The organism is Ruegeria sp. YKSF070, from assembly GCF_059612725.1.
Map to the genome: position 1 here is coordinate 41,038 of NZ_JBXWRD010000018.1, position 21,011 is coordinate 62,048.

Annotated in this window: 15 protein-coding genes; 8 read left to right on the forward strand and 7 right to left on the reverse strand. The window is 65.5% G+C overall.

All coding sequences use genetic code 11. The features are described from left to right. Positions 1 to 30 precede the first annotated feature (30 nt). Both AC2FL1_RS11515 and AC2FL1_RS11520 read right to left on the reverse strand, forming a co-directional pair. A complete protein-coding gene (locus AC2FL1_RS11515) occupies positions 31 to 1,563 on the reverse strand; it encodes a CRTAC1 family protein (protein WP_496877019.1) in 1,533 nt (510 codons plus the stop codon). Next, positions 1,553 to 2,758, reverse strand: a complete 1,206-nt coding sequence (locus tag AC2FL1_RS11520) for an ROK family transcriptional regulator (protein WP_496877020.1) — start codon at positions 2,756 to 2,758, stop codon at positions 1,553 to 1,555. The genes AC2FL1_RS11515 and AC2FL1_RS11520 overlap by 11 nt, the downstream gene beginning before the upstream one ends. Positions 2,759 to 2,966: 208 nt before the next feature. Here AC2FL1_RS11520 and xylF point away from each other — a divergent pair, with 208 nt between their 5' ends. The 5 genes from xylF to AC2FL1_RS11545 all read left to right on the forward strand — a co-directional run bounded on the left by xylF (position 2,967) and on the right by AC2FL1_RS11545 (position 8,036). Next, positions 2,967 to 3,995: a D-xylose ABC transporter substrate-binding protein gene (xylF, locus tag AC2FL1_RS11525; protein ID WP_496877021.1), complete on the forward strand. Its 1,029-nt coding sequence runs from the start codon at positions 2,967 to 2,969 to the stop codon at positions 3,993 to 3,995. Between the two features lie 66 nt (positions 3,996 to 4,061). Next, positions 4,062 to 5,360, forward strand: coding sequence for a sugar ABC transporter permease (locus tag AC2FL1_RS11530; RefSeq protein WP_496877022.1), 1,299 nt, complete (start codon positions 4,062 to 4,064; stop codon positions 5,358 to 5,360). Next, complete coding sequence (locus AC2FL1_RS11535; protein WP_496877023.1) at positions 5,360 to 6,127, forward strand: ATP-binding cassette domain-containing protein; 768 nt, start codon at positions 5,360 to 5,362, stop codon at positions 6,125 to 6,127. Before AC2FL1_RS11530 ends, AC2FL1_RS11535 begins: the two co-directional genes overlap by 1 nt. 2 nt (positions 6,128 to 6,129) lie before the next feature. Then, positions 6,130 to 7,053, forward strand: a complete 924-nt coding sequence (locus tag AC2FL1_RS11540) for a glucokinase (RefSeq protein ID WP_496829338.1) — start codon at positions 6,130 to 6,132, stop codon at positions 7,051 to 7,053. Further along, the gene (locus tag AC2FL1_RS11545; RefSeq protein WP_496877024.1) at positions 7,050 to 8,036 is read left to right on the forward strand and encodes a Gfo/Idh/MocA family protein; all 987 of its coding nucleotides are present in this window, start codon (positions 7,050 to 7,052) and stop codon (positions 8,034 to 8,036) included. The genes AC2FL1_RS11540 and AC2FL1_RS11545 overlap by 4 nt, the downstream gene beginning before the upstream one ends. Positions 8,037 to 8,093: 57 nt before the next feature. Here the strand turns inward: AC2FL1_RS11545 and AC2FL1_RS11550 are convergent, their stop codons facing one another. From AC2FL1_RS11550 to AC2FL1_RS11565, 4 genes are all read right to left on the reverse strand, one after another. Next, positions 8,094 to 9,887, reverse strand: coding sequence for a gamma-glutamyltransferase family protein (locus AC2FL1_RS11550; RefSeq protein WP_496877025.1), 1,794 nt, complete (start codon positions 9,885 to 9,887; stop codon positions 8,094 to 8,096). Beyond that, entirely contained in the window at positions 9,888 to 13,970 is a 4,083-nt protein-coding gene (locus tag AC2FL1_RS11555) for a translocation/assembly module TamB domain-containing protein (protein WP_496877026.1), read from the reverse strand. It abuts the gene before it with no gap. Next, complete coding sequence (locus tag AC2FL1_RS11560; protein ID WP_496877027.1) at positions 13,970 to 15,775, reverse strand: autotransporter assembly complex protein TamA; 1,806 nt, start codon at positions 15,773 to 15,775, stop codon at positions 13,970 to 13,972. The genes AC2FL1_RS11555 and AC2FL1_RS11560 overlap by 1 nt, the downstream gene beginning before the upstream one ends. Before the next feature lie 197 nt (positions 15,776 to 15,972). Continuing rightward, a complete protein-coding gene (locus AC2FL1_RS11565; RefSeq protein WP_496877028.1) occupies positions 15,973 to 17,202 on the reverse strand; it encodes a urate hydroxylase PuuD in 1,230 nt (409 codons plus the stop codon). A gap of 96 nt (positions 17,203 to 17,298) precedes the next feature. On the opposite strand from AC2FL1_RS11565, the gene AC2FL1_RS11570 reads away from it, so the two are divergent. Next, complete coding sequence (locus AC2FL1_RS11570) at positions 17,299 to 18,222, forward strand: LysR family transcriptional regulator (RefSeq protein WP_496877029.1); 924 nt, start codon at positions 17,299 to 17,301, stop codon at positions 18,220 to 18,222. 219 nt (positions 18,223 to 18,441) lie between these two features. On the opposite strand, the gene uraH is transcribed toward AC2FL1_RS11570, so the two are convergent. Further along, positions 18,442 to 18,798, reverse strand: a complete 357-nt coding sequence (gene uraH / locus AC2FL1_RS11575) for a hydroxyisourate hydrolase (protein WP_496829277.1) — start codon at positions 18,796 to 18,798, stop codon at positions 18,442 to 18,444. A gap of 285 nt (positions 18,799 to 19,083) precedes the next feature. Here uraH and puuE point away from each other — a divergent pair, with 285 nt between their 5' ends. After that, positions 19,084 to 20,499, forward strand: coding sequence for an allantoinase PuuE (gene puuE / locus AC2FL1_RS11580; RefSeq protein WP_496877030.1), 1,416 nt, complete (start codon positions 19,084 to 19,086; stop codon positions 20,497 to 20,499). Beyond that, positions 20,496 to 20,984 carry an ureidoglycolate lyase gene (locus AC2FL1_RS11585; RefSeq protein ID WP_496877031.1) on the forward strand — a complete coding sequence of 163 codons (489 nt, stop codon included), beginning with the start codon at positions 20,496 to 20,498 and terminating at the stop codon, positions 20,982 to 20,984. The genes puuE and AC2FL1_RS11585 overlap by 4 nt, the downstream gene beginning before the upstream one ends. Positions 20,985 to 21,011 lie beyond the last annotated feature (27 nt).

Below are 21,011 nucleotides of genomic sequence, written 5' to 3' on the forward strand. Positions count from 1 at the left end.
GGCGGGAGTATTTTTGGCGAAATGAGGGGGCTAGGGCTTTGCCTCGAGGGATGTGCCGTCGCGGATCACCGTCAGCGATTGGTCAAGGGCGACCTCAAGCGGGGCGGATTGGGTGCCATCGGGCCAGATAACCCGAATTGAGATGTCTCGTGCAGCGCCCAACCCGAAATGTTGGAACCCCGCCGCACCACCGGCATGACCGCCGCCCACGGTGATCTCGCGCAATTGCGGCGGGGCCGAACCGGCCGTGACCTCGATCCAGGCGCCGATTGCGTTGCGATTGGGGCCGGGTTGTTCCAGCGCCAGCGCCAGCCAATGGCCGGTGTCAGCGGTGACATTCTGCCAGACCTCAAGCGGCGCGCGGCGGTTGACCACGGCGATGTCGAGCCGCCCGTCGCCGTTCAGATCGACCAGCGCGCCGCCGCGCCCGCGATGCAGGCTGGCGATACCGGCGCGCTCTCCGGCTTCGGCAAAGGTGCCGTCGGGTTGCTGGATCAGCAGGTTGTTGGGATCCTCCATCGCCGCATCGGGCATCTGTTCGACATTGCCCTTGGTGATGAAGACATCGTCCAGCCCGTCATTCTGCACATCGCCGATGCCGATATGCCAGCCGGTCGAGGGCCGCCCGTCGCTGCCGGTATAGGGGCGGTGGGCGGTGGTGCCCATGGCATAGGGAACATCGGCGAATTCGGCGCCGTTCCCGGTCATCCGCTGCAACCGCTGATCGCCCATCGAGGACAGGAACACCTCTTGGTTCCCGTCGCGGTCCAGATCGCGCTGGGCGATCCCCATGCCCCAGAGCTTGTGGCTGATCCAGCCGTCGGCGGGGCCGAGCAGGCGGGGCGTGGACCCCATCGCCCACATCTGTTCCTCGCCCCCCGAGACATAATAATGCCGGTCGTTGCTGACCCGCAGGTCGGCGTGGCCCTGCCGCGCCCAGTCGCTGAACAGCATCGAGAGCGGGCAGAACCCTGGCGTGAGTTCGATAGGCGGGCCGTAGCGGTCGCCCTCGGGGCGGTAGAGCAGGTTGACATCGCAGGTGCCGAACGGGCCGTTCGGATTGCTGCGGTCGACATAATTGCCAAAGGCGAGCGTCGGCAGCGTTTCGCCCGCCTCCCATGTGGCGGAAAAGGCGGTGGTCCAACGCTCGCCGCTGGTGAAACCCAGCCCCTCGAACGGGGCAAAGCTGCAATCGGACCCGCCGCGCAAGAGTTGGTTCGGACCAACCCGCAGCACCGCGAGGTCGATGTAGCCGTCACTGTCGATATCCAGGGGATAGGCGCCGATCATGCCCGGTTCGGCCAGCGCCTCGGGCGTTTCGGTCTCGAACCGCAATGCCGTGTTGTCAGAACGGTTGCGCAACAGGGTGGCCGGGTTTTCACCACCCGCCGCCAGCAGTTCCGGCAGACCATCGTCGTCGCAGTCGAACACCGCCAGCCCACCGCCGACGAAATGCTCCCATCCGCCAGTATAGATATGCTCGGGTACCGGCACAGAGCGAAACACCGGGTCGGCCAGCGCGGGGGCGGCAGCGAGAGACAGCGCGAGGAGTTCAAGCCGCATCTTTGTCCAGCCGATCCAAGGCCAGTTCCGACACCTGATCCAGCGCATAGGCCGCCGCCCCGCGCGCCCACATCAGGTCGCCCCATTTATGCACCACCACCTCGGGCGGGGCCTTGTCCACCTGCACGATGGATTTGCGCATGGCATCGATCACCGCATCGGCATAGAGATGGTCGAGCTGCATCTGTTCACCGGCAAGGATGATCAGTTCGGGGTCGAAGATATTGACCAGATTGGCCAGCCCCATGGCAAAGATCTGGCCTGCCCGGTCCAGAATGCTGCGCGCGGTGGCGTCACCCGTTCGAGCGGCATTCAACAGGGTCTCGACCCGTGTTCCAGCGTCACCCTCCGCCGAGAGACCGCTGACAAGCGTCGCCTCGCGCAACAGGGCGTAATCGGCCACATAGGCCTCGAGACAACCACGCTGGCCGCAGCGACACAGCGCGCCGTTCAGCTGCACCTTGGTATGGCCGAACTCGGCGCCACAGCCGCGCGTACCGCGATAAAGAGCGCCACCGATCACCATGCCAAGGCCCACGCCGCTTTCGATGGTGACGACAAGAAAATCCTTGTGCTCGCGCCCGAGGCCAAAGGTCTGTTCGGCCACCGCCACCAGATTGGCGTCGTTGTCGATGAAACATGGGGTGCCGAGTGTCCGTGTCAGCAGCGCGCCGAAATCGACATTGCGGTTCGAGAGAGACGGTGACCAGTGCACAAATCCGTCGGTCGCCTCGACGATGCCGGCGATGCCGATGCCGACGCCTGAAACCTCGTCCGCGCGGCGTCCGGCGACGGTTGCCAGATGGCTGACCGCATCCCGGATTGCCTGGGCCAACACCTCGGGGGCGTTGACGGGGGCGGGCAGGTCACATTCCTCGGCAGCAAGCTGTTCGCCCTCGAAATCCAGAAGCACCAGCGACAGTTTATGATGCGAGACCTTGACCCCCGCCACCAGATGCGCGGCGCCGCGAATCTTGAGATCGACGCGCGGGCGACCCCGGCGGGAATCCGGTCCGGCCTCATCGCGCTGAACCTCTTCGATCAGGCCATGCGACAGCAACTCGGCGGTGATGGTGGTGACCGTGGCCCGGCTGATCCCGGTCAGGTCGGACAGTTCGATCCGGGGGATGCGACCCGCGTGCCGGATCTGGCGCAGCAGGGTACGGCGACCATATTCCCGTTGCATCACAGCCATTTATGCATGTCCTTCCTGGTTAGTTTCGAGCGCCGGTTCGGGATCCTAGCCAGCGGACGATGCCGGGCCAAGCCCTTTGCGACAGGTCCTGAGCCTCAAGCCTAACTTATTTAATTTGACATTCAAATTAAAATCACACACGATCCCTGCACCGGCCCCGCCCGAGGCAAGGAATGGCGTGCGGCTGCAACCGATTTGGGAGGACAGAATGAAACTCTATGCAACCGCATCCGCGGTGATCGTCAGCGCCATGCTGGGAACCGTGGCCATGGCGGCCGATGTCGTCGTGGGCGTCAGTTGGTCGAACTTTCAGGAGGAGCGCTGGAAAACCGACGAGGCCGCGATCAAGGCCGAGCTGGAATCCAAGGGCGCCAAGTATATCTCGGCGGATGCGCAAAGCTCCTCGGCAAAACAGCTCTCGGATGTGGAAAGCCTGATCGCGCAAGGCGCCACCGCGCTGATCATCCTTGCGCAGGACGCGCAGGCCATCGGCCCCGCGGTGCAGGCCGCAGCCGACGAGGGCATCCCGGTCGTGGGCTATGACCGCCTGATCGAGGATAGTCGCGCCTTTTACCTGACCTTCGACAATGTCGAAGTGGGCCGGATGCAGGCCCGCGCCGTGCTCGAGGCCGCGCCCACCGGCCGCTACGTGATGATCAAGGGCTCGCCCACCGACCCGAACGCGGATTTCCTGCGTGGTGGCCAGCAGGAAGTGCTGCAAGCCGCAATCGACAAGGGTGACATCACCATCGTGGGCGAGGCCTATACCGACGGCTGGCTTCCCGCCAACGCGCAGCGCAACATGGAACAGATCCTGACCGCCACCGACAACGGTGTCGACGCGGTTGTCGCCTCGAACGACGGCACCGCCGGCGGCGTTGTCGCCGCGCTGACCGCGCAGGGCATGGAAGGCCTGCCGGTCTCGGGCCAGGACGGCGACTATGCGGCGCTGAACCGGGTGGCCAAGGGCACCCAGACCGTGTCGGTCTGGAAGGACGCCCGCGATCTGGGCCGTGCAGCTGCGCGCATCGCCGTGTCGCTGGCCGAAGGCACCCAGATGAACGCCATCGGCGGCGCCGATGACTGGACCTCGCCGGGTGGCACCAAGATGAACGCCCTGTTCCTCGAACCGCTGCCGATCACCAAGGACAACCTGTCGGTTGTTGTCGACGCTGGCTGGATCACCCAGGAAACCCTGTGCCAGGGCGTGACCAACGGTCCCGCACCCTGCAACTGATCCTTTCCCAACACGACCGGTCTCACCCTCCTTTGGGGTGAGACCCCCAAAATCGCAGGACATCCCATGACTCATTCCGAGGCGGAGCTGTCCCCGGCACATCCCAAGAAATCCTTTGTACAGACGCTGGAACTGGATCTGCGCCTTCTGGGCATGATCGGGGCCTTTGCGATCCTGTGCGTCGGGTTCGACATCGTGACCGGCGGCCGTTTCCTGACACCGCGCAACATTTTCAACCTGACCATCCAGACCGTTTCGGTTGCGATCATGGCCACCGGCATGGTGTTCGTCATCGTCACCCGCCATATCGACCTGAGCGTCGGCGCGCTTCTGGCCACCTGCTCGGCGGTGATGGCGATGACCCAAACCGAGATCCTGCCCAACATGCTGGGCCTGGGGCTGGGCCATCCGCTGATCCCCTGGGTGACGATCCTTGTCGGCCTGCTGGTGGGGTCGCTGATTGGTGCCTTTCACGGCTGGCTGGTGGGCTATCTGGCCATCCCCGCCTTTATCGTCACGCTGGGCGGACTGCTGGTCTGGCGCAATGTCGGCTGGTACCTGACCAGCGGCAAGACCATCGGCCCGCTTGACCCGACCTTTATGCAGTTCGGCGGCATCAACGGTACGCTGGGCGCCACCTGGTCATGGATCGTCGGTCTGCTGGCGCTGGCCGCCGCGCTCTACGGGTTGTGGGCGAGCCGCAAGAACAAGGTCCGCCATGGGTTCCCGGTCAAGCCGCTCTGGGCCGAGGGGGTTCTGGCGGCACTGATCTCGGGCGCGATCCTTGGCTTTGTCGCCATCCTGAACGCCTATGAGGTGCCGCTGGCCCGTCTCAAGCGCGATTTCGCCGCGCAAGGCCTGACGCTGCCCGAGGGCTATACCGAGGCTTATGGCATCCCGATCTCGGTGCTGCTGCTGATCTTTATCGCGGTCGGCATGACCATGTTGGCGCGGCGCACCCGGCTTGGTCGCTATATCTTTGCCACCGGCGGCAACCCCGACGCGGCGGAACTGAGCGGCATCAACACGCGGTTGCTGACGGTCAAGATTTTCGCCCTGATGGGTGCGCTCTGTGCCATCTCGGCGGTGGTGGCCTCGGCCCGCCTGACCAACCATTCCAACGACATCGGTACGCTGGACGAGCTGCGCGTGATCGCGGCGGCCGTGATTGGCGGCACCGCGCTGGCGGGCGGGTTCGGCACCATCCACGGCGCCATCCTGGGCGCGCTGATCATGCAGTCGCTGCAATCGGGCATGGCCATGGTCGGGGTCGACGCACCCTTGCAGAACATCGTCGTCGGCGCGGTTCTGGTACTGGCGGTTCTGATCGACATTCTCTATCGCAGAAAGACGGGGGCACGGTGATGATTGACAGAACGGGAACACCCTTGGTCGAGATGCGCGACATCTGCATCTCGTTCGGCGGCGTACACGCGGTCGACCATGTCAGCGTCGATCTCTATCCGGGCGAGGTCGTGGGCCTTCTGGGTCATAACGGCGCCGGCAAATCGACGCTGATCAAGATTCTCTCGGGCGCCTATCGCATGGACTCGGGCGAGATCCGCATCAACGGAGAGCGCGCCGAGATCCACAATCCCCGCGACGCAAGGCGTTACAATATTGAGACGATCTATCAGACGCTGGCGCTGGCGGATAACCTCGACGCAAGCTCGAACCTGTTTCTGGGGCGCGAGTTGGTGACGCCCTTCGGGTTGGTCGATGACGACGCGATGGAGGCAGAGACGCGCAAGATCATGGCGCGGCTCAACCCCAACTTCAAGAAGTTCAACGAGCCGGTCTCGGCCCTGTCCGGCGGTCAGCGCCAGTCTGTCGCCATCGCCCGCGCGGTCTATTTCGATGCCCGCATCCTGATCATGGACGAGCCAACCGCCGCGCTTGGCCCGCATGAAACGCAGATGGTTGCCGAACTGATTGAACAGCTCAAGGCACAAGGGATCGGCATCTTCCTGATCAGTCACGACATTCATGACGTGATGAAACTGTGCGACCGGGCCAGCGTCATGAAGAACGGCCAGTTGGTGGGTACGGTGGACGTGGACAAGGTGACCGATGACGACCTGCTGGGCATGATCATCCTGGGCAAGCACCCGGGTGAGCAGGCCGAGGCGTGACCATGACCGTCCTGGTGGCAGATGTGGGGGGCACCAATACCCGCGTCGCGCTGGCCAGCGCCGGGCAGTTGGTGCATCTGACCCGGTTCGCCAATGATGCTTATGGCTCTTTCGCCGAGGTTCTGACCGCCTTTGCGCAGGGTTGCACCTTGCCGGGCCTGCGCGGTGTCTGCGTTGCGGTGGCCGGACCCGTGGCGGGTGGACGGGCCGAGCTGACCAACCGGAACTGGCATTTCGACGCGGCAGAGCTGGCCGCGCCATTGCCGGGGCAGGGGGGTATTCCGGCGCGGCTGATCAACGATCTGGTTGCGCTGGGCCATGCGCTGCCGGGGCTGACGGCGGCGCAGCTTGACGTGATCCGCGCCGGTGCGGCGCAGCCCTCGAACGATCAGGCGCTGGTGGCGGGGCTTGGCACCGGTTTCAACACCTGCCTGCTCAAGGGCGGCGCGGTGGTCGAGGCCGAACTGGGTCATGCCAGCCTGCCGCTGGCCATCGCCGAGGAACTGCGCGCGCAGATTGGCGATGCGGCGGGCGGGTTTCGCACCAACGAATGCCTGTTCTCGGGTCGGGGCCTGTCGCGGTTGCACCAGATCCTGTCAGGACAGGAGCGGCGCGGACAGGACATCCTGGCGGACTATGCCACCGGCGGCGACCCGCAGGCGGCGGCCACGGTGACGCTGACCGCGCGGTTGCTGGGACTTTTTGCACGAGAGCTGGTGTTCCAGTATCTGCCGTTCCGTGGCATCCATTTCGCAGGCGGGGCCGCGCGCGGTATCCTTGGTTCGGCGGCCCGGACGGAATTCCTGTCGGCTTTCGAGGCGGATGGGCGTTTTGCCGACCACCTTGACCGGGTGCCGGTACGTCTGATCGCTGACGATGCCGCGGCGCTTAGCGGCGCGGCCCGGCTTATGGAGGAAAGCGCATGAACGCCCCCTTGTTCCGCTGGGGTATCCTGTCGACGGCAAAGATTGCGCGCGAACAGGTGATGCCCGCGATTGCGCGATCGGAAACCGGCGTGATCCACGCCATTGCCAGTCGCGACGCTGGCAGGGCACAAGCGCAGGCGGCGCGGTTCTCGGCCGCGCGCTGGTATGACGCTTACGATGCGCTGTTGTCCGATCCGGATGTGGACGGGGTCTATATCCCGCTACCCACGTCACAGCATGTCGAATGGGCGATCCGCGCGGCCGAGGCGGGCAAACACGTGTTGTGCGAGAAGCCCATCGCGTTGAGGGCCGAGCAGATCGACCGCGTCATCGCGGCGCGCGATGCCACGGGCCGGGTCGTGTCCGAGGCGTTCATGGTCTGGTATCACCCCCAATGGCACAAGGTGCGGGACCTGATCGCCAGCGGCGCCATCGGGGCGTTGCGGCAGATCACCGGCGGCTTCTCCTATCACAACACCGACCCGGACAACATGCGCAACCGGCCCGAGCTGGGGGGCGGCGCACTGCCTGATATCGGCGTCTATCCGGTGATGACGACACTCTTGGCGACCGGAGGGGAGATGCGCCGGGCGGAGGCGCGGGTCGCGTATTCGCCCGAGTTCGGCACCGATATCCTTGCCCGCGCCACGGTTTGTTTCGATGGGTTCGATCTGGATTTCCATGTGGCCACCCAGATGGCCGCCTACCAGTCGATGCGCTTCTTTGGCGAGATCGGCTGGATCGACGTGCCAACTCCGTTCAACGCCGGTCTCTACGGGTTTGACGAGGTGGTGCTGCACGATCAGAAGGCGCAGACGCGGCAGGTCTTCCGCTTTCCGGGTGTGAACCAGTACGAGGCGCAAGTGGATGCTTTCGTGCGGGCGAGCCGCGGAAAAGGCGAGGTCTTTCCGCTGGAGATGTCGCGCCGGGTGCAAGAGGTGATCGATGCGATTTATGCCGCGGGTGCGCCCCGCCGCGCTTAGCGCGGCACCGTTTTCCGGCACGGAAAACGGCCCGGAATTCTTGCAGAATTCCGGCGCTCAGCGTCCGACCGCATAGGCCTGCATCAGGCGGGGGGTTGCTGCCGCGCGCAGCGAGCCGTCCGACAGGCGGCTGGCGGCGGTCAGGCGGCCGACGCTCCAGGGTTCGGCCACCTCGACCCGGTGGCCGCGCGCGCGCAACTCGGCAATTGCGGCTTCTCCCAGGGCAGGTTCCACCATCAGGTGCCCGGGCTGAACCTCGCGCGGGTAGAACGAGCTCTGGAAATGGCCGGTATGAAACAAGGGTGCGTCAATCGCCTCTTGCAGGTTCAGCCCGCCATGCACCAGCCGCAACAGATAGATCAGCTGCCACTGGTCCTGCTGGTCGCCGCCGGGCGTGCCAAAGGCCAGCTCGGTTCCGTCGGGACCCCGCGCCATCGAGGGGGACAGCGTGGTGCGCGGGCGGCGTCCTGGTGCCAGCGAGGTTGGCAATCCTTCGTCAAGCCAGAACATCTGTGCCCGGCTGTTCAGCGGCATCCCGAGCCCCGGAACCACCGGCGCGCTTTGCAACCAGCCGCCCGAGGGCGTGGCCGAGACCATGTTGCCCCAGCGGTCGATCACGTCCAGATGCACGGTGTCGCCCTTGCGCTGGCTCAGATGCGCCATGGTGGGTTCCCCCGCGCCGGTACCCCCGGCCGAGGCATACACTTCCTGCGCATGTCGCAGCGAGGCCGCCACCCAGCCTTCATATCCCTCCACCAGCCCCGGGCGCTGTTTGGTCGAGGCCTGAGCGCCGAGCAGCGCGCGCCGCCTTTCGGCATAGCGTGCCGACAGCAATGTCGACATGGGAATGTCACTGTGCTCGGGGTCGCCGTAATAGGCCTCTCGATCAGCGAATGAGAGCTTCATCGCCTCGGTCACCAGATGCACGAATTCGGCACCATTGAGGTCGAGCGCGTCCAGATCGAACCCCTCGAGCAAATGCAGAGATTGCAGCAGCGCCGGGCCTTGCGTCCAGGGCCCGCCCTTCCACACTGTCCAGTCCTTGTAACGGGTCGAGATCGGCGCCTCGTAGCTGGCCTGCCAGTTGGCCATGTCCTCGCCGGTCAACACTCCTTTGCGGCGTCCGCCCGCCGCGTCCATCACGCAGGCATGGCGCAGGTAGCGGTCGATGCTCTCGGCCACGAAACCGCGATAGAAGGCCGCCCGCGCCGCCTCGATCTGCGCCTCGCGACCGCGCGCTGTTTCGACCTCGGTCAAAAGGCGTGTCCAGGTGTCGGCCAGAGCCGGGTTCTGCATCAACGCCCCGGCGCGCGGGGCGCTGCCGCCGGGCAACCAGGTCTCGTAGGAGCTAGGCCATTCTTCGCGAAAGAACTCCGCCAGACCGGCGATGGTGGCCGCGACCCGGGGCAGGGCCGGATGCCCGGCCCGGGCATAGTGGATGGCCGGTTCCAGGATGTCGCGCAGCGGCCGCGTGCCATAGTCGCGCAGCATCAGCATCCAGGCATCGAAGGCACCGGGAATGACGGTGGCCAAGAGACCCGAACCGGGGATACGGGTCAGACCCTCGGAGCGGTAATGCGCGATAGTGGCGCCCGCGGGTGCGGTGCCCTGGCCGCAGACCATGGTGGGTACCACATCCCCGGCAGGCTTGATGAGCATCGGCATGTCGCCCAGCGGGCCGTTCAGATGTGGCTCGACCACTTGGAGGACAAACCCCATTGCCGCCGCCGCATCAAAGGCGTTGCCGCCACGCTCCAGCACCCCCATGCCGACCGCCGAGGCGATCCAGTGGGTCGAGGTGGCGACGGCAAAGGTGCCCGCGATCTCGGGCCGGGTGGTGAACCGCATCATTCAGTAGTCGCGTTCGAAGAAGATGCCCAGCGAGGTGTCGCCGGAATTGTCGACCATGCCCTTGAGCGTCAGATTGTCGGTCACGTCCAGGTTCAGGTTCACCTCGGTATCGCCCTCGATATTGACGGTGAAATCGGTGTAGAGATTGTCACTCAGATAGGCCCCGGCGCCCAGCCGTCCAACCCCGCCCGAGTCAGTACCGATTTCGATCGTGTCTGTACCTGTCTTTTCCCTTGCCCCTTTGGCGACGTCGCCACCATGGCCCGACAATGTCGCCAGCGAGGCGGCCATCTGCGCGATCACAAAGGGTGAGAGCTGCGAGAACTGGTTGCCGAACAGCAGCATGGCCAGCGCCTCTTCGGAGGGGCGGTCGGGGTCCGCAGTCACCTGGACCTCGGGCTGGTCCAGCGGCCCGATGATCCTGAGCGTGGCCTGCCCTTCGGAGGTGGTTGCGGTCGAGGCGAACTCGACAAAAGGTGTCAGGTCGCCTTGCAGGGTGACAACGCCCTTGGTCAGTTTCAGACGGCGACCAAGAATGTTGAAATCGCCCCGGATCAGCGCGATCTGACCCGAGGGGACCACCGCCGCGCTGGTGCCACCGATATGGATGCGCCCTCCCATCTCGGCATTCAGGCCGCGCCCGCGCGCATAGACCTTGCCGGGCGCGTTGATCGCGATGTCCAGCGCCATGGTCGAGCTGCCGCCACCGCTATTGCCGGTATCGACCAGCTTTGCGCGTTCGCGCGTGGCGTAGACTGCCCCGGGCTCTTGCTGGTGCACCATGCCCTCGGGAATTGGGGCGGCGCCAACCGCGCCCGAGGCGTTGTTAAGGTTGATATTGGTCTCTCCGACCTCGATCTGCCCGGCCAGCTGGCTGTTGCCGGTGAGCGGCCCGGACAGGGTGACCTGCCCGCCCAACACGCTCTCAAAGGAGAGGTTGTCGGTCATCACCAGATCGTTCAGCCGCACCGCGATCTGCCCGTCAAAGGGCGGCAGCAGCGAGACTGGGCCGGTGACGGTAAAGCCGCCCCCGGCGCGTACGCCGCCACGGATGTCTATCCGGGCGGCACTGTTGGCAAGGGTGACAGTACCGCCGATGCCGGTGATGGTCTGGCCAAGACCGGGGATCGCAAGCGCCGATTCGGCAGTTGTGATGGTGCCGCTCACCGCACCCAGTCCCGGCTTGCCGCGCAGCGCCAGATCGAACCGCGCGGTGCCGTCGATCTTGTTGGGGGCCAGCGCCCTGTTGGCGGCGCCCAGGCTGAGCTGGCCTTGGGCGGTCATGTCTGCCGTACCTTGCCCCTCGTCGAATGTGCCGGCCACATCCGCCGTGATCCCTGCGGGGCCACGTGCGTTGCCGTTGACCGTCCAGATGCCGCCCGTGCGGGTGGCGGTTCCGACCGCTTTCAACGCCCCGGCCAGATCGGGGACAAAGCGCTCCAGCCGCGCCAGTTCGGCGTCAAATTCCAGATCTGCGGCACCATTCGTATCTACCGTACCGTTCAGCCGGGCAAAGGAACTGTCGGGGCCCAGCAACTCGATATCGCTGCGCAGACCGGTTTCGGTGGGTGACAGGGTACCGCTGAGCTTCAGCGGCCCTGATACAGAAGGGGTCACCCGCGAGAGATCATCCAGCCGGGCGGCGAAGCGCAGGTTGCTGCCGGTCCCTCGAAAAGCGCCCGAGGCCTCGGCGCTGAGCGCGCTGCCGTCCAGGTCGAAATGGCGGATATCCATCCCGCCCGCATCGCGGCTGCCGTCGAATTCCAGCCGGGTTTGTCCGGCGATCAGCGCGTCGGCCTGAGCAATGCCGGTGCGCAGGTCGATACCATCGAGCGCGAGGCTCAGATCAAAGCTCTCGCCGTTCAGTGCGGTGCGCCCCTCGAGCCCGGCGCGGATCTGCCCGCCAAGCTCCAGACCGGCCAACCCCGAGAAGGGCGTGAGATCGGGGGCCATGATGCGTGCGGTGCCGTCAAAGACCGGCGCGCCGGTCAACCCGGTCACCTCGCCCTGCACCTCGGTGCTGAGCACCGGCGCGTCAAGCGTGAAGTGGCGCAGGCTCAGGTCGTCGCCGGCGCGGCGCGCGTCGAGGTTCATCCGGATCGCGCCAGTCAGCAGTGGGTCGATATCAGCCATGCCACTGGAGAGGCCCCGGCCACTCAGATCAACGGTCAGGTCGAACTCCTCGCCCAGCCGGGTGGCGCTGCCGGTGATCTCGGCCACCACGGCGCCGCTCAGCGGGCGCCCGGCCAACCCCGAGAAGGGGGCAAGGTCGGGCGTGTCGATCCGCAGGTTGCCATCCAGCGCCAGAATGCCATCGGGTTGGGTCACCTTTGCCTCGGCCTCGATTTGTCCCGCTGCGGAATCGAGGGTCAGCGCGCGCACCGTCATACCGGTGTCGTCGCGCAGCGCGTCCAGATGCAGGCGACTGGTGCCAACCAGCAGGGGATCGGCCTCGGCCATGCCGGTTTTCAGGTCACGCCCCTCGACGTCCAGCACGAAGTCGAAGCTACCCGACAGAGGTGCGCCGGTCCCGGTCAGCCGCGCCTCGGCCTCACCGCCCAGATCGCGCCCCGCCAGCCCCGAGAAGCGGCCGAGATCGGCAGCGGTCAATGCAACGGTGCCGTCCATTTCAAAGCCGGAGGTCAGCCCGTCGATCACCGCATCGGCAGTGGCGGTAAAATCGGCTCCGCGCAGGATAAGGTCGGTCAGTGAAAGCGCCCGTTCGGGCGGCAGTTCGAAACCGCTCGTCAGCATGACGGCCTCGCCCAAGGCGCTGTTCAGCGCCGGGTCGGCAAACGCCATCCCATCCAGCGCGGCGTCGATCTGTCCGGCCAGGGTGGGACCACCTGCCGCCGGGGTCAGGGTGCCGCTGGCACCGATCCGGGCGCGGTCGAGCCGCAGATCGGGCGTTTCGAGCGCATCGGTGGTCAGGTCCAGAACCCAGCCATCGCCCTCGCTGCGGTCATAGCGACCCGTCAGCTGCGCTGCGCCCAGCGTGATCCGCTGGTCGGGCACGGGCAGGGTCACGTGGGTGCCATCGGGAGGAGTGATGCGCCCTTTGATCTGGGCGCGGTCCAGCGTGCCGCCGGGGGCCAGGGCCAGCGCGCCGCTCAGGTCGAGCGCGTCCGAGCGGAGGTCGAACCGGTCAATCCGCATCGCCCCGTCAGCGAGCGAACTGCCGTTGACGGCGAACCGGGTGTCGGTGCCGAAGAACGGGTCAAAGGCGGGATCCAGCAGCGGCGTGACATCGCCGCCCAGCTCGGCGGCAAAGGTGATGCCCGGGGCGGTTTCATCTCCGGTGCCGCGGAGCCGCACCTGTCCTGTTATCCGTTCGACGGCATCGCTGCTCAACCCGATATCGGCGGTGAAATCGTCGACCGGCCCCGCGCCCTTGGCATTGAAAAGCAGCGCGGGGGCATCGGGAATCCCCAGAGTGGTGGCGATCAACCCGCCCGCCGCCTCGGTCAGGGTCAGATCCAGTGTGATCTGCCGGGTCTCGTTGGCAAAGCCCGCCACCAGGTCGATCTTGTCGCCGGGCCGGTCCAGCCGGGTCACACTCAACGCGGTATCTAGCGCCCCGTCTGCCAGGGTCAGATTGCCCCCGATCGATAGCGTCGCTGCCACGCCCAGCAGCGGCTCGCCCAGTGTCAAAGTCTCGACCCCAAGCTCTCCAAGTTCCACCGCGACCGGCAGTTCGGGCACCTGAAACGGGGTTGCGGCGGCATCGGGCAGCTCGACCTCGGCGGGCGCGGGCAGGGGCGGACGGGCAATGTCGATCTCGGCGGCGGTGAGCGTGTTGACCGAGAAGCGTCCACGCAGCAACGCCAGCCGGTTCCAGTCCAGTTCCGCCGAGCGGATGGTCAGCCAGACCCCGTCGGCGTCGGCGACGGTGATCTCTTCGATGGTGGCGCGCGCACTCAGCGCGCCCGAGAGGCCACGCACCCGGATGTTGCGCCCCTCGCCCGACAAGGTGTCTTCTAGAAAATCGACAAGCAGGCCGCCGCTTTCTTCAAGACTCTGGGTTTCGGCCACTGCCGTGGACAGGGTGAGCGCGAAGGCCAGCGGATACACAACCGGTTTCATCAGAATGCCTGCCCGATCCCCAGATAGAATTGTAGCCCGCCATCGGTCTTGCCGCTGGTCGGATAAGCGAGGTCCAGCCGCAGCGGCCCCAGCCCGCCCAGGTCATAGCGGATGCCCAGCCCGGCACCCGCATGGCTGTCCGATCCCGAGGTGATGAAGGACGATGCCCCCACCGAGCCGAAATCGTAAAAGCCTACCAGCGAGATCTTTTCGGTCACCTTGCCCCGGATCTCGGTCGACAGGCCGACAAAGGACTTGCCGCCCGCGGTATTGCCACCGACCGGCAGGCCCAGGCTCTCGTAGGGTTGGCCGCGCACGGTGCCCGCGCCGCCCGAGAAGAACAGCAGCTCTGGCGAGATATCGGATTGCGACGGACCAAAGACCGAACCGAGTTGCAACCGCCCGGCCAGCACGAAGCGGCCTTCGGTGTTGAAGTCCCAATAGGCGCGGCCATCGGCGGTCAGCCGGGCCCCCGACTTTGTGCCTGACAACCCGATGAACGGGTCCAGCCCGGCATTGATGTAAAAGCCCCGCGTGGCGCTGACCTTGTTGTCGCGCTCGTCCCATTCCAGGGCCGTGCGCAGCCCCAGATACCGGAACTTGCGCCCGGTGCCATAGGCGTCGTCCGCATCGCCATAGCTCAGGCCGATCCCGGCCTCGGCATAAAGCGTGTCCGAAAAGGTGCGGCGCGCGCCTATGCCCAGCACCGCGCGGGTGATCTGGTAATGGGTGCGGTTTCGCCGTTCCGCCTCGCCGATATAAAAGATGCTGTCATCCGGCCCCAGCCGGTCGGGCCGGTCAAGACGGAACCCGATGCGTCCATCGATATCCTCGGTGCCGCCGATGTTGCGCACGGTCGCCTCAAGCCGCAGCCGCTCGGCAGCGCCAAACAGGTTGCGGTGGATCCAGATCGCCGACAGGTCGAGCCCGTCGCGCGAGGACAGTTCGGCGCCGAATGTGATGCGTCGCTTGGGCAGGTCCTCGAACGTGGCGTCGAAATCGAGCGTGCCGTCGGGATTGGGGGTCTCGTGTTCGGTGACCGAGACCAGCGCAAAGGCGCCGGTACGGCGCAGCCGGGTACCGACCCGTTGCACCTGGTCCGGCGAATAGACCTCGCCGCTGGGGAAGCCCGCGATGCGGGCGATGGCCTCGGGTGTCACGCCGCTGTCGCCCTGCACATACATCTGGCCGAAGCGCAGTTTGGGGCCTGGTAACAGGCGAATGTCGGCGTCCAGTTCGGCGGGGGCATGGCGCACCCGAATGCGCTGGTCGCCGATCCGGACCTTAGCGTAACCGGCCTCGCGCCAACCGGTGATACCTGTCTGCGCCGCGTCGCGGATGGTGCCGGTGGTGGCGGGCTGGCCGGTGGCGAAGCCTTCGGGCAGGCGCGTTCCGGCACTTAGCGGTTCCACGCGCGCTGTGCCAAAGCGGAAGGCGGGGCCGGGATCAACCGCGATCTCGATCCGTCCGATCTTTTCAGGTGTGAAGAACGGGTCGATTCCGGCGGCCTCGCGCCCGTCCAGACGGATATGGATCACCGGGCTGAAATGGCCCGCGTCATACAGAACCTGAACCAGGGTACGGTAATCCGAGAGCGCCGCTGACAGCAGTTCCAGCGGGCTGTCCTGGCCACGTACCGGCGCCGAAAGGGCTGCCGAGCTTTGGCGCAGACGATCCTGCAACTCTTCCGATGCGTCAGGCGCGGTCAGCACCGCTTCGAGGGCGAGTATATGTGTGGGTGCAAGGGCAATGGCCGCGGTGGCGAGACCGCGCAAAAGCACACCCAAGGGGCCTGTCAGTTTCATGCCACGGCTCCAGACTGCTCGGCCTTACGGATTACGGGCCTCCCCCCAAGGATGACTCGCCGGATGCTGTCTGTGTAGCACAGTGGGCAAGGGGAGCGGAACGGCATAATCCAGGATCGGCGGAACTGCCGCGCCGGGAGGGAACGGGCAGGCAGGCGCCCTGCGCAGGCGCTTCAGATCCGGGCGGCAAGGGGGCGTCAGCGGGTGGCAGCGCGGTACCAGGCGATGATCGCGGCGCGATCCTCGGGTTCCATATAGGTGACATTGGCGGGGGGCATGGCATGGCTTACGCCGGATTGCAGATAGATCGCCCGCGCATTGCGGGCGATATCGCCTTCGGTTTCCAGCAGCACACCCTTGGGCGCCCAGAGGATGCCCTCCCACACCGGTTCGCGGGCATGGCACATGGAACAGCGCCCCAGTACCACGTCATGCGCCTCGGCAAAGCCGGGCGCGGCGGCCAGCCGCTGTTCGGTCGCGGTCATCGGTTGCGCCTCGGCCTCTTCCAGCGGCTGGTGCATCGGTGCGGTCGAGAGCCAGATGATGGCAAGGAACAACAGCGCTGTGACCAGCCATGTCCAGGTCGGGTTGCCGGTGCGGGCATGCAGCGAGTTGAAATAGTGCCGGATCGTCACCCCCATCAGGAAGACCAGCGCCGCGATGATCCAGTTGTACTGGGTGGCAAAGGCCAGCGGATAGTGGTTCGACAGCATCAGGAACAGAACGGGCAGCGTCAGATAGTTGTTATGGGTCGAGCGCAGCTTGGCGATCTTGCCGTATTTCGGATCGGGCGCGCGTCCGGCCATCAGGTCGGCCACCACGATCTTCTGGTTGGGGATGATGATGAAGAAGACATTGGCGCTCATGATCGTGGCGGTGAAGGCGCCCAGATGCAGCATCATGGCGCGACCTGTGAACACCTGGTTCAGCGCCCAGCCCATCACCACCAGCAGGACAAAGAGCAGCACCATCAACAGGGTCGGGCGCTCGGCCAGGCCGGATTTGCACAGCCGGTCATAAACCAGCCAGCCGATCGACAGCGTCGCCGCCGAGATCGCGATGCCCTGCCACAGCGCCAGTTCCGCCTTTGACTGGTCGATCAGATACAGCTCTCCCCCCGCCCAATAGACGATCATCAGCAGGGCAAAGCCGCTGAGCCAGGTCGCATAACTCTCCCATTTGAACCAGGTCAGGTGTTCGGGCATGCGTTCGGGCGCGACCAGGAACTTGCGGATGTGGTAGAATCCGCCGCCATGCACCTGCCATTCCTCGCCATGGGCACCGGGCGGAAGGTCGGGCGCCTTGCGCAGCCCGAGGTCGAGGGCGATGAAATAGAAAGACGATCCGATCCAGGCAATCGCGGTGATCACATGCAGCCAGCGCACGCCAAAGGCCAGCCAATCCCAGAACACGGCTAGATCATACATAAGGGTGGTCTCCGATCCGTTTGCGTCAGACTAGGCAAAGCGCGTTTTTTCCGGTATTCCAGCATATTGCCAAGCTGTATCAAAATTTCCGGAACAATGTCCTATCTTGATAATATCCGAACCTTCGTGCGGGTCTATGAACTGGGCAGCATGTCCGCTGCGGGCCGCGACTTGCGGATCTCGCCGGCAGTGACCTCGGCCCGGATCTCGCAGCTTGAAGAGCATCTGAACGTGCGGCTGTTCCAGCGCACCACCCGCAATCTGACGCCTACTGAGCAGGGGCGCGCCTTTTACCCCGGCGCGGTGGCGGTGCTGGATGCGGTGAACGAGGCCGAGGCGCAGGTGATGCACCTGACCGAGGCACCGCGCGGTTCGCTGTTCGTGGCGGCGCCGCTGGGGTTGGGGCGGCGGTTGCTGGCGCCGAACGTGCCGGAATTCCTGGCCGAGTATCCCGAGATCGACATCCGTTTGCGGCTGACCGACCGGACCATCGACCTGACCACCGAGGGTCTGGACCTTGCCTTTTTCCTGGGCCAGCCCGAGGACAGCAACCTGCGTATCCGCAAGATCGCGGATTGCCGCCGGGTTCTGTGTGCCGCGCCGGACTATGTCAAGCGCCGGGGGCTGCCCGTCACCGGGCAGGACCTGATCACGGGGCGGCACGAATGCCTCAACCTGCGCTTTCCCGGTGCGACCGAATTCCAGTGGCTTTTGCAGACCGCCGAGGGGCCGCGCCGTTTTGCCGTATCAGGGCGGCATGAATGCGACGATGGCGATGTGCTGACAGACTGGGCGCTGACGGGGCAGGGGATCGCGATGAAGCCGGTTTTCGAGGTGGCCGAGCATCTCAAGGCCGGTCGGCTGGTGCCGGTGGCGATGGACACACCTCCGGTGCCCGTACAGATGGCCTGTCTCTATACGCACCGGCGACATCAAGACCCCAAGACCCGGCTGTTCATGGAGTTCATGATAGAACGGATCGGACGGGCGGTGAAAACGGCCGAAAAGGTCGCCGCCTGAGACCGGGGCGCTCCCGCTACCGGATCGCTGCCCTGACGGGCAACTCCCGGCGTTGGGCCCGGCGCCGGACCTGCGTTCCGGCGCGGTCGGTCAATGGCGAGCGGTCATGCCCACCGCAACCGCGCTGCGCCAGGGGCGCGGCGCCTGGCCCAACGGGAGGAGGGCATCTTTGATGCCTGACCGACGGGCGGGAGGGCCCCGCTTCTTCAACGACCGCGCCTAGCTACCGCGATAGGTGGAATAGCCAAAGGGCGACAGCAGCAGCGGCACATGGTAATGCGCCTCGGCGTCCGACATTCCGAACCGGATCGGCACAATGTCCAGGAACAGCGGTTCCTCCCCGGCCTGGCCGGTGGCGCGCAGATAGTCGCCAGCGGCAAACTCCAGCTCATAGGTCCCGGTCGCAAAGGTCTCTTGAGGCAGGATTGGCGCGTCGGTCCGTCCGTCCGCATTGGTGACCATCCGGGTAATCTCGCTGCGCGTTGTTCCAGAGATGCTGTACAGGCTGATCCTCAGTCCCGCGGCGGGGCACCCGCGGGCGGTGTCCAGAACATGTGTGGTCAGATATCCGGTCATGGTGGCCTCCTTGTGCGTCCCCTTGCCTCGCATATCCATATTGCCTGGGGCAAACCCGGAAATCACGAGAGAGTTTCTGTCTTGATTTGAAGATGGCCGCTTGCCCAGTGGGCCGACCCTGCGGCACCCTGAACCGGGCGCCCCGCTGCCCATCATGCCCCTGGACGGTCCAGTGCGCTCTTTCCAATTTCCGAAAGCTGCGTCAAATCGCATTTGATAAAAGGAACCCGTGTTCTGGGATATGGACAAAAGCGGACCTCATTCTCAATCAGGCAGGACCCAGCCATGACATCTCCCCGCTATCCGCGCGACATGATCGGTTACGGCGCGACGCCCCCGCATGCCAATTGGCCCGGCGGTGCCCGGATCGCGGTGCAGATCGTGCTGAATTACGAAGAGGGCGGCGAGAACAACATCCTGCATGGCGATGCCGCCTCCGAGGCTTTTCTGTCTGAGGTGGTGGGCGCCGCGCAATGGCCGGGTCAACGCCACTGGAACATGGAGACCATCTATGAGTATGGCGCGCGGGCCGGGTTCTGGCGCCTGCACCGGCTGATGCAGGATCTGCCGGTCACTGTCTACGGCGTCGCCACCGCGCTGGCCCGTTCGCCGGATCAGGTGGCGGCGATGAAAGCCGCGGGTTGGGAGATTGCCAGCCACGGGCTGAAATGGGTCGAACACAAGGACATGCCCGAGCCGCAGGAGCGCGCCCAGATCGCCGAGGCGATCCGCCTTCATACCGAGGTGACCGGCAGCCGTCCGCGCGGCTGGTACACCGGACGATGTTCGATGAACACCGTGCGCCTCGCGTCCGAGGCCGGGATGGATTACATCGCCGACACCTATGACGACGATCTGCCCTATTGGAAACGCATCGACGGGCGTGACCAGTTGATCGTGCCCTACACGCTCGACTGTAACGACATGCGCTTTGCCACGCCGCAGGGGTTCAACTCGGGCGATCAGTTCTATGCCTATCTCAAGGACAGCTTCGACGCGCTCTATGCTGAAGGGGTCGAGGGCGCGCCCAAGATGCTGTCCATCGGCCTGCATTGCCGCCTGATTGGCCGGCCCGGCCGGGTGATGGCGCTGAAACGCTTCCTCGACTATGCGCGCGGGCATGCGGACGTCTGGTTCGCCACGCGCCTGCAAATCGCCGAGCACTGGGCGCGGGAGCATCCGCCGGTGGCCCGGACCCGTCCCTCCGAGATGCCCAAGGCCGATTTCGTGGCGGCCTATGGCGGCATTTTCGAACATTCCCCCTGGATCGCCGAGCGCGCCCATGGGCTTGAACTCGGCCCCGCCCATGACACGGCGGGCGGGTTGCACAATGCGCTTTGCCGCATGTTCCGCTCGGCCAGCGTCGAGGAAAGGCTGGGCGTTCTGACCGCCCACCCCGACCTGGCGGGCAAGCTGGCGCAGGCTAAACGGCTGACGGCGGAAAGCACCTCCGAGCAGGCCTCGGCCGGGCTCGATGCGCTGACCGACGAGGAACGCACCACCTTTACCCGGCTCAATACCGAATATGTGGCGCGCTTCGGCTTTCCCTTCATCATCGCGGTGCGCGACCATGACAAGGCCTCGATCCTTGCCGCCTTTCAGCGCCGTATCGGCAATGACCGCGAGACCGAATTCGCCGAGGCCTGCCGCCAAGTCGAACGCATCGCCGAATTCCGCCTGCGCGACGTGCTGCCGTCATGAGCCGTCGCATCTTGACAGAGGCGATCACGGTCGCCGGGTTCGCGCCCTTTGGCGACCTGATGTCGGTTTCGGGCGCCGCAGACAAGATCATCAACCAAGGGCAATGCGGGCGCTATCACGACCGGGCGCGGCTCGATTTCGCCGATGGGCGCGCGGGCATCAGCCTGTTCGATGCCAATCCGCGCGCGCTGCCCTATACGCTCGACATGGTCGAGCGGCACCCCGACGGCAGCCAGGCCTTCATCCCGATGAGCCATCAGCCCTTTCTGGTGATCGTGGCCCCCGATGAGGGCGGCCGCCCCGGCACGCCGCGCGCCTTTGTCACCGAAGCGGGGCAGGCGGTGAACTATCATCGCGGCACGTGGCACGGGGTGCTGACGCCGCTTGCGGCACCCGGCCTCTTTGCGGTGGTCGACCGTATCGGCCCCGGCGCCAATCTGGAAGAATTCTGGTTCGACGACCCATGGGAGGTGGTCGCCGGATAAACGAAGCCGCCCGCGAAAAAAAGAGGC